Here is a 6645-nt window from a genome sequence, read left to right as displayed (position 1 = left end):
GCGGGGGGCACCGGCGCGGATCCCGTCCAGCGCGGCGCCTCCAGCCGGGTGGGGGCCGGACCGGGCGGTTCCGCCGGGCCGCCCACCGGGTCGGTGTGCTCCGTCCCGGCGTTCTCCGTCCGGGCCTCGGCCCCGGCGTTCTCCGCCCGGGTGGTCTCCGCCGGCACCGGGGTGGTCTCCGGGCCGGTGGTCGCCGATTCGGTGGTCTCCGCCGGTACCGGGGTGACCTCCGGCCGGGTGACCTCCGGTTCGGTGATCTCCGGTCGGGTCGGTTCGGGCTGGTCAGCGGGGACTGCCGGGTCGCCGGCGCGGGGCGCGGGCACGCCCCGGGGCGGCTCGGCGGCCGGTGGTTCCGCCTCCGGCTGCGGCTGGAGCATCGCGGCAATCTCCTCTCGGGCCGCACCGAGGTTAGTACCGCTGTGCCAGTTGTGGTGGATCGAGGGCGGCGCCCACGGACGGCGCCCGACCCGTCCGTGGCCGACCGGCCGCCACCGTCGGGGCGGCTCCGGAGAGCCGCGTACCCTTGGACATCATGAGCGTCCCGTCGACCGCATCGCGCCCCGCTGTGGCGAATTCCGTCTGGCCGCGGCTGGAGCCGCTGCTGCCCCAGGTGACCAAGCCCATCCAGTACGTCGGTGGCGAGTTGGGTGCCGTGGTCAAGGACTGGGATGCCGCCACGGTCCGCTGGGCGCTGATGTACCCCGACGCGTACGAGGTCGGGCTGCCCAACCAGGGCGTGCAGATCCTCTACGAGGTGCTCAACGAGCTGCCGGACGTGCTGGCCGAGCGGACCTACGCGGTCTGGCCGGACCTGGAGAAGCTGATGCGGGCGCACGGGGTCCCGCAGTTCACCGTGGATGCGCACCGGCCGGTCGGTGACTTCGACGTCTTCGGGGTCTCGTTCTCCACCGAGCTGGGCTACACCAACCTGCTCACCGCGATCGACCTGGCCGGGATCCCGCTGCTCGCGGCGGACCGGACCGACGCCGACCCGGTGATCGTGGCCGGCGGGCACGCCGCGTTCAACCCGGAGCCGATCGCCGACTTCGTCGACGCCGCCGTGCTCGGCGACGGCGAGGAGGCGGTCCTGGAGATCACCGACATCGTCCGGCAGTGGAAGTCCGAGGGTTCCCCCGGCGGCCGGGACGAGCTGCTGCTGCGGCTGGCCCGCACGGAGAGCGTCTACGTGCCGCGTTTCTACGACGTGGACTACCTGCCGGACGGCCGGATCCAGCGGGTCGTGCCGAACCGCCCCGACGTGCCGTTCCGGGTGCACAAGCGCACGACGATGGACCTGGACGCCTGGCCGTACCCGAAGAAGCCGCTGGTCCCACTCGCCGAGACGGTGCACGAGCGGTACGCGGTGGAGATCTTCCGGGGCTGTACCCGGGGGTGCCGGTTCTGCCAGGCCGGCATGATCACCCGTCCGGTCCGGGAACGGTCGATCACCACGGTCGGGCAGATGGTCCGCGACGGGCTGGAGTTCTCCGGGTTCCACGAGGTGGGCCTGTTGTCGCTGTCGTCGGCCGACCACTCCGAGATCGGCGACATGTGCTCCGGCCTGGCCCAGCAGTACGAGGGCACGAACGTGTCGCTGTCGCTGCCGTCGACCCGGGTGGACGCGTTCAACATCGACCTCGCGCAGGAGTTGTCCCGTAACGGGCGGCGGACCGGTCTCACCTTCGCCCCGGAGGGCGGCTCCGAGCGGATCCGCAAGGTGATCAACAAGATGGTGTCGGAGGAGGACCTCATCCGCACCGTGGTCACCGCCTACACCAACGGGTGGCGGCAGGTGAAGCTGTACTTCATGTGCGGGCTGCCCACCGAGACCGACGAGGACGTGCTCCAGATCGCCCGGATGGCGCACGAGGTGATCAAGGCGGGGCGGGCCGCGACCGGCTCGAAGGACATCCGCTGCACGGTCTCGATCGGCGGGTTCGTACCCAAGCCGCACACCCCGTTCCAGTGGGCCCCGATGGAACGGCCCGAGGTGATCGACGGCCGGCTCAAGCTGCTCAAGCAGGCGATCAACAGTGACCGGTCGCTGGGTCGGGCGATCGGTTTCCGGTACCACGACGGCGAGCCGTCGCTGATCGAGGGGCTGCTCTCCCGGGGTGACCGCCGGGTCGGTGCGGTGATCCGCCGGGTGTGGGAGAACGGCGGCCGGTTCGACGGCTGGAGCGAGCACTTCTCGTACCAGCGCTGGGTGGACGCCGCCACCGAGGTGCTGCCCGGGTTCGGGGTCGACCTCGACTGGTACACCACCCGGCAGCGGGACGAGCTGGAGGTCCTGCCCTGGGACCACCTCGACTCGGGCCTAGACAAGGACTGGCTCTGGCAGGACTGGCAGGACGCGCTCTCGGAGTACGAGCAGGACGACTGCCGGTGGACGCCCTGTTTCGACTGCGGGGTCTGCCCGTCCATGGACACCGAGATCCAGATCGGGCCGACCGGTCGGAAGCTGTTGCCGTTGACCCCGATCGGCGGCAGTGGGCTGAAGGTTCCGACCGGCGCCCCGCAGTAGTGACGCCGCGGGGGCGCCGGGGAGCCGTCCGCAGGTGTGGCCGGAGAACCGCGTCCACACCGTGGACACCGACCGTGGCGCCCACCGCCTCCCGGGTCGATCATGACGTTATGGTCAGGCGGCACCACGTGACGCCGGTCACCTCTTCATGATCAACCGGTTCTGACTTCCGAGGAGCACGACGATCAGCAGAAAACCACAGCCCGAGGGCGGCCAGGCCCCGGTCGTCCAGCGCATCCGGATCCGGTACGCGAAGCGGGGCCCGCTCCGGTTCACCTCGCACCGCGACTTCGCCCGAGCCTTCGAGCGGGCCCTGCGCCGGGCCGGCGTACCGATCGCCTTCTCCCAGGGCTTCACCCCGCACCCGAAGATCTCCTACGCCAGCGCGGCACCCACCGGAGTGGCCAGCGAGGCCGAGTACCTGGAGATCGGTCTGCGGGAGGCGGTCGACCCGGGCGAGCTGCGCGCCGCGCTGGACGCCGCGCTCAGCCCCGGCCTGGACGTGTTGGACGCGGTCGTCGCCACCGGCGGAAGCCTGGCCGACCGGATCGAGGCGTCACACTGGCGGGTCGAACTGCCCGGTGTCGACCCGGCTGTGCTCCGGCAGGCGGTCGCCGCGTTCGCCGCCGCGCCGGAGGTACCCGTCGAGCGGATGACCAAACAGGGCAGGCGGACCTTCGACGCACGTGGGGCCGTCAATCACATCGATGTCATCGAGTCCACCCCGGCGCCTTCCGAGGTCGCAGCCGTCCCGTGTGCGATACTCGACCTAGTCGTACGGCAGGTCACCCCGTCCGTACGACCCGATGACGTCCTTTCCGGCCTCCGCGTGGTGGCCGACCTGGAGCCGCCGGTGCCGCCTCGGGCGACCCGTCTGGCGCAGGGCACGCTGACCGCGCAAGGAGGGATCGCGGATCCGTTGGAGGCGGACCGCGACGGGGTAGGCATCGGTGAACGCTGACCGGCAATCCGGTCGGTGGTCAGGTAGGCAGACTTCGGTGGTCGCGCACCTCGCGTGCCGCCGGAAACACTTTGCGGCAACCCTGCGTGGCAGCGCTCACCCGCGCCCGGGGAAGCCAGAACTGGAGAACGTCCAATGCTCGACAACGAGCCCGAGGGCGGCGAACGGACCGGTTCACAGCCGGCCGGCGACGCCACCGACAGCACCGGGACCGCACCCGTCCGGCGTACCCGCGCCACGCGCCGCCGGAGCACCCCGCTGACCGACCAGGGCGAGGCGCCGGTCGCCGCGCCCTCCACCGTTGGCCCGGCCAGCGGCGAGGCCCTCCAGGCCGAGGTGCTCACCCCGGTCGCGGGCGAGGGGGAGACCGCACCCAAGCCCACCCGCCGGCGCCGGAAGGCGACCACCGCCGAGCCGGCGTCGACCGAGGCACCCGTGGTGGCCACCGGGGCGGTGGAGGCGACCGACGAGGTCGTACCCCCGGTCAAGGTGACCCGTACCCGGCGGAAGAAGGCGGTACCTCCGGCGGCCGAGCCCGGTGCGGCCGGAACGACCGCCGCCGAGCCCACCGTGACCACCGGCGCGCCGACCTCCACGGCGCAGCCCGGTACCCAGGTGAGCGGGGCGACCAGCGGCGCGGCCGACACCGCCGGGGAGGTGCCGCCGGGGGTCGGCGTGCCCGGCCCCACCGCCGGGTCGACCGGCGGCGAGCCGGCCGCCGTCGAGGAGGAGCCGCGTACCACCCGGCGACGGCGGGCCGCGCTCTCCGCGCCGGTGGTGCTCTTCATGGCCCCCGAGCCGGAGTCGTTGCCGGCCCGGACCACCCCGGCCGAGCCCGTCGAGGCGGCCACCGGGGCCGAGGAACCGGCCGAGCCCGCCGAGGGGCCGCGCCGTCGCCGCCGTGGCCGGCGCGACGCCGAGGTCGTCGAGGCCGCGCCGCTGGAGGAAACCGTCGCCGAGGCCGAGGAGACCGAGGCCGAGGAGGACGGGGACGAGGACGAGAGCGCTGCGGCCCGTCGTCGCCGCCGCCGGGGTCGCCGGGGCCGGGGCCGGGGCAAGGGCGGCGCCGACGAGACCGAGGACTACGACACCGAGGAGACCGCCGAGGGCGAGGTCGAAACCGAGGCTGAGGCCGAGGCTGAGGGCGAAGCCGAGGGTGAGGGCGACGAGGAGGACGAGACCGAGGGCGGCGACGGGCTGACCCGTCGGCGTCGTCGCCGTCGCCGTCGTGGTGCGGGCGAGGCCGACACGGCCACCGCCGACGACGGTGTACCGACCGTCGTCAAGATCCGCGAACCACGGCGCACCGTCGACGAGGTGCAGGGTGTCTCCGGCTCGACCCGGCTGGAGGCGAAGCGTCAGCGTCGCCGGGACGGGCGGGAACAGCGCCGGACCCGGCCGCCGATCCTGAGCGAGTCGGAGTTCCTGGCCCGCCGGGAGGCGGTCGACCGGGTGATGGTGGTCCGCCAGCGCGGCGACCGGACGCAGATCGCCGTCCTGGAGGACGGGATCCTGGTCGAGCACTACGTGACCCGTAACTCGGCCAGCACCATGGTCGGCAACGTCTACCTCGGCAAGGTGCAGAACGTCCTGCCCAGCATGGAGGCGGCGTTCGTCGACGTCGGGCGTGGCCGGAACGCGGTGCTCTACGCCGGTGAGGTCAACTGGGACACCACCGGCCTGGAGGGGCGGGCCCGCTCGATCGAGCAGGCGCTGAAGTCCGGCGACTCGGTGCTCGTGCAGGTGACCAAGGACCCGATCGGGCACAAGGGCGCCCGGTTGACCAGCCACATCGCGCTCTCCGGCCGGCACCTGGTGTACGTACCGCACGGCAACGCCTCGGGCATCAGCCGGAAGCTGCCGGACAACGAGCGCAAGCGGCTGCGGGACGTGCTCAAGAAGCTCGTCCCGGACGGCGCGGGCGTCATCGTCCGGACCGCCGCCGAGGGGGCCAGCGAGGACGAACTGGCCCGCGACGTCAAGCGGTTGCAGGCGCAGTGGGAGGACATCCAGGCCAAGGCGACCGAGGGCGGCGCCCCGGTGCTGCTCTACGAGGAGCCCGACCTGGTCATCCGGGTGGTCCGGGACCTGTTCAACGAGGACTTCCGGGAACTCGTGGTGCAGGGCGAGGAATCGTACGAGATGGTCGAGTCGTACCTTTCCCACGTCTCGCCCGACCTGGTGGCCCGGTTGCGCCGGCACACCGGTACGGCGGACGTCTTCGCCGAGTCCCGGATCGACGAGCAGATCCTCAAGGGCCTGGACCGGAAGGTCTTCCTCCCCTCCGGCGGTCACCTGGTCATCGACCGGACCGAGGCGATGACCGTGGTCGACGTGAACACCGGCAAGTACACCGGTGCCGGCGGCAACCTGGAGGAAACGGTCACCCGCAACAACCTGGAGGCGGCCGAGGAGATCGTCCGGCAGTTGCGACTGCGGGACCTCGGCGGCATCGTGGTGATCGACTTCATCGACATGGTGCTGGAGTCCAACCGGGAGCTGGTCCTGCGCCGGCTGACCGAGTGTCTGGGCCGGGACCGGACCAAGCACCAGGTCACCGAGATCACCTCGCTCGGCCTGGTGCAGATGACCCGGAAGCGGATCGGCGCCGGCCTGCTGGAGGCGTTCAGCGAGACCTGCGACTGCTGCAAGGGCCGGGGCGTGATCATCCACACCGAGCCGGTACCCGAGAAGGGCCGGTCCGGCGCGGGCGACAAGGTCAAGGCGGTGGCCTCGGCGAACGCGCCGGCCGCCGCCCCGGCACCGGCCGTCGAGACCCCGACCGGCGGGTCGTCGCGGCGGCGGGACCGCCGGTCCGCACCGGCGACCGCGCCGGAGCGGACCGTGGTGGAGGTGTCGGAGGACGACGACACCATGGGCTACGACCTGTCCCGCTACGAGGTCGACACCCCGGCCGCGCCCGAGGTGGCGGACGCCCAGCGGGGCGAGTCGGCCAGACTGGCCGGCGCCGACGACCCGGATGCGATCGGTGACGAGGACGAGGACCAGACCGAACCCGGCGGCGGTCGCCGCCGGGCGCGGCGCGGTGCCCGGCGGCGGACCCGCCCGTGACCGGCTGATCCGAGCAGACCCCGACGTTCGGCAGGGCCCCTTCCCAGGCACCATGGGAAGGGGCCCTGCGCCCGTCCCGGGCCGGTCC

3 protein-coding genes and 1 pseudogene are annotated in these 6645 nt (G+C 72.7%); 3 read left to right on the top strand and 1 reads right to left on the bottom strand.

The window, feature by feature from the left end:
* Nucleotides 1-377 (bottom strand): annotated as a pseudogene (locus GSF22_RS28590) (hypothetical protein); the annotation flags it as partial.
* A 155-nt stretch (nt 378-532) separates the two neighbouring features.
* Here GSF22_RS28590 and GSF22_RS28585 point away from each other — a divergent pair.
* From GSF22_RS28585 to GSF22_RS28575, 3 genes are all read left to right on the top strand, one after another.
* Complete coding sequence (locus GSF22_RS28585) at nt 533-2524, top strand: TIGR03960 family B12-binding radical SAM protein (protein ID WP_208816908.1); 1992 nt, start codon at nt 533-535, stop codon at nt 2522-2524.
* A 241-nt stretch (nt 2525-2765) separates the two neighbouring features.
* A complete protein-coding gene (locus GSF22_RS28580) occupies nt 2766-3485 on the top strand; it encodes a TIGR03936 family radical SAM-associated protein (protein ID WP_208816910.1) in 720 nt (239 codons plus the stop codon).
* Nucleotides 3486-3620: 135 nt separating this feature from the next.
* A complete protein-coding gene (locus GSF22_RS28575) occupies nt 3621-6557 on the top strand; it encodes an Rne/Rng family ribonuclease (RefSeq protein WP_208816906.1) in 2937 nt (978 codons plus the stop codon).
* Nucleotides 6558-6645: the final 88 nt, after the last annotated feature.

The organism is Micromonospora echinofusca (genome assembly GCF_017614955.1).
Taxonomy (GTDB): domain Bacteria; phylum Actinomycetota; class Actinomycetes; order Mycobacteriales; family Micromonosporaceae; genus Micromonospora; species Micromonospora echinofusca_A.
The sequence above is the reverse complement of the archived record's forward strand: the minus strand, read 5'-3'. Positions and strand labels throughout refer to the sequence as shown.